This window comes from Ideonella sp. (assembly GCF_035254525.1).
In the GTDB taxonomy this organism is placed as follows: Bacteria; Pseudomonadota; Gammaproteobacteria; order Burkholderiales; family Burkholderiaceae_C; genus Ideonella.
On the sequence record NZ_DATFAN010000142.1, the window covers coordinates 1 to 2,069 of the forward strand.

The window sequence follows — 2,069 nt, forward strand, 5'->3', positions numbered from 1 at the left end:
CATCGCCGCGGCGCCCGATGTCCAGGGCCTGGCCGGTGCCCACCGCCACCACCTTGACCGTGATGCCGGTGGCCTTCGTGAAGGCAGGCAGCAGGTGCGGAAAGAGGCCCGACTGCTCGGTCGACGTGGTCGAGGCGACGACGATGCTGCGCTCCTCGGCACCGGCGCTGAACGACAGCGTCGCGGCCAGCAGGGCGGCCCCGACGCAGAAAGGACGCTTGCTCAGTCCCATGGGAGTTGTCCTTTCAGGAACAGGGTGGCCTCTTCGGGCAGCGGGCCGCCGAAGAAGTGATCGGTGGGCACGTCGGCCAGCATGCGGCCGTGCTCGAGATACACCACGCGGCTGGCCAGGCGCTTGACCTGGCCGAGGTTGTGCGAGCTGAGCATGATGGTCATGCCTTGCGCGGTGAAGTCGGCGATCAGGCTCTCGACCTCGCGCTTGGCGCTGGGGTCCAGGCTCGCGGTCGGCTCGTCCAGCAGGAGCACGTCGGGCTGCACCGCCCAGGCCCGCGCCAGCGCGAGGCGCTGCTGCTGACCGGCCGAGAGCACGCGCGCGATGCGGCCGGCTTCGGCCAGCAGGCCCACGCGCTCGAGCGCACGCATGGCACGCTCGCGCCGCTGTGTGCGCGGCATGCGCTGCAGCATCAGGCCCAGCTCGACGTTGGCGCGCGCCGACAGGCGCAGCATGAAAGGCCGCTGGAACACCATCGCCAGGCGCGGCGCAGGCGCGTCGGCCAGGCGCTGCCCCTGGCTCAGCGGCACCAGGCCGTGCATCGCGCGCAGCAACGTGCTCTTGCCCGAGCCGTTGGCGCCGACCAGCGCGACACGCTCCCCGCGCACCAGGGCGAGGTCGATGCCGTTCAGCGCGAGCGTGGGGCCGAAGCTCACGCTCGCCGAGCGCAATTCCACGAGCGGCGCCGTCACGCGAGCGCGCTCCAGCGCTGATCCTCGGCCAGCCGCCACTGCCGCAGCAGGCCGATGACCACGTTGAGCGAGAGCACGACGCCCAGCAGCACCAGCCCGAGTGCCAGCGCCAGCGGCAGGTCGCCCTTGCTGGTCTCCAGGGCGATCGCGGTGGTCATCACCCGGGTCACGCCGGCGATGTTGCCGCCCACGATCATCACCGCGCCGACCTCGGACACCGCGCGGCCGAAGGCCACCAGCGCCAGCGTGGACAGGGCGAGCCGCTCGTCCCAGGCGACGATGAGCGCGGATTCGAGCCGGCCGGCGCCGAGCGAGCGCAGTTGCTCGCCGTGGTCGTGCAAGGCGTCCTCGATGACCTGGCGCGCCAGCGCGGCGACGATGGGCGTGACCAGGATCGCCTGTGCAACCACCATGGCGGTCGGCGTGAACAGGATGCCCAGCGCGCCCAGCGGCCCGGCACGCGACAGCAGCAGGTACACCGCCAGGCCCACCACGACCGAAGGCAGCGCGAGCAAGGTGTTGAGCAGCACCAGCAGCGTGGCCCGCCCGCGAAAGCGCGACACCGCGACCGCGGCGCCGGCCAGCAGCCCCAGCGCGGTGGCGATCACGCTCGCGCCGCCGCTGACGGTCAGCGACAGGCCGACGATGTGCAGGAGTTCGGGGTCGCCGCCGGCGACAAGCTGCGCGGCGCCGGCCACGCTCTCGGCGAAAGGATTCATCCGCGCCTATCGTAACCATGCGCGGCGCGATCGCCCATGCGGGCTTTCACAAGGCGCAGGTGCGAAAGCCGCAGAAGAGATCGTCGCGCTGCGGTGCTTCGAAGCGGCGGAACTTCGTGTTGCGCAGCCGCGCGCTGGTGGCGAACGACGCGCCGCGCAGCACCTTGTGCGTGCCGAAGAAGGGCTGCGAATACGACGCCCACGGGCCCGGCGCGAAGCCGGGATAGGGCCGCAAGCTGCCGGCCGTCCACTCCCACGCTGATCCCCAGGCGAAGCCGCGCGAGTACGACTGCGCCGCGGCTTCCCATTCGACTTCGGCCGGCAGGCGCCGCCCCGCCCAACGGCACCACGCCTGGGCCTCGTGCCAGCTGACGTGCATCACGGGCTGCGCCATCGGCACGCGCGTGAGGCGCCCGAAGCGCCGCT

Annotated in this window: 4 protein-coding genes; all 4 read right to left on the reverse strand. The window is 72.2% G+C overall.

Translation table 11 applies throughout. The features are described 5' to 3' along the window. The coding region (locus VJ693_RS14520) for a substrate-binding domain-containing protein (protein ID WP_324155196.1) at positions 1-232 on the reverse strand (232 nt) is incomplete at its 3' end. Further along, positions 223-924: a phosphate ABC transporter ATP-binding protein gene (locus tag VJ693_RS14525; RefSeq protein ID WP_324155198.1), complete on the reverse strand. Its 702-nt coding sequence runs from the start codon at positions 922-924 to the stop codon at positions 223-225. The genes VJ693_RS14525 and VJ693_RS14520, both read right to left, overlap by 10 nt. Continuing rightward, the gene (locus tag VJ693_RS14530; protein WP_324155199.1) at positions 921-1,643 is read right to left on the reverse strand and encodes an ABC transporter permease; all 723 of its coding nucleotides are present in this window, start codon (positions 1,641-1,643) and stop codon (positions 921-923) included. The genes VJ693_RS14525 and VJ693_RS14530 overlap by 4 nt, the downstream gene beginning before the upstream one ends. A 46-nt stretch (positions 1,644-1,689) precedes the next feature. After that, the coding region (locus tag VJ693_RS14535; RefSeq protein WP_324155201.1) for an SUMF1/EgtB/PvdO family nonheme iron enzyme at positions 1,690-2,069 on the reverse strand (380 nt) is incomplete at its 5' end.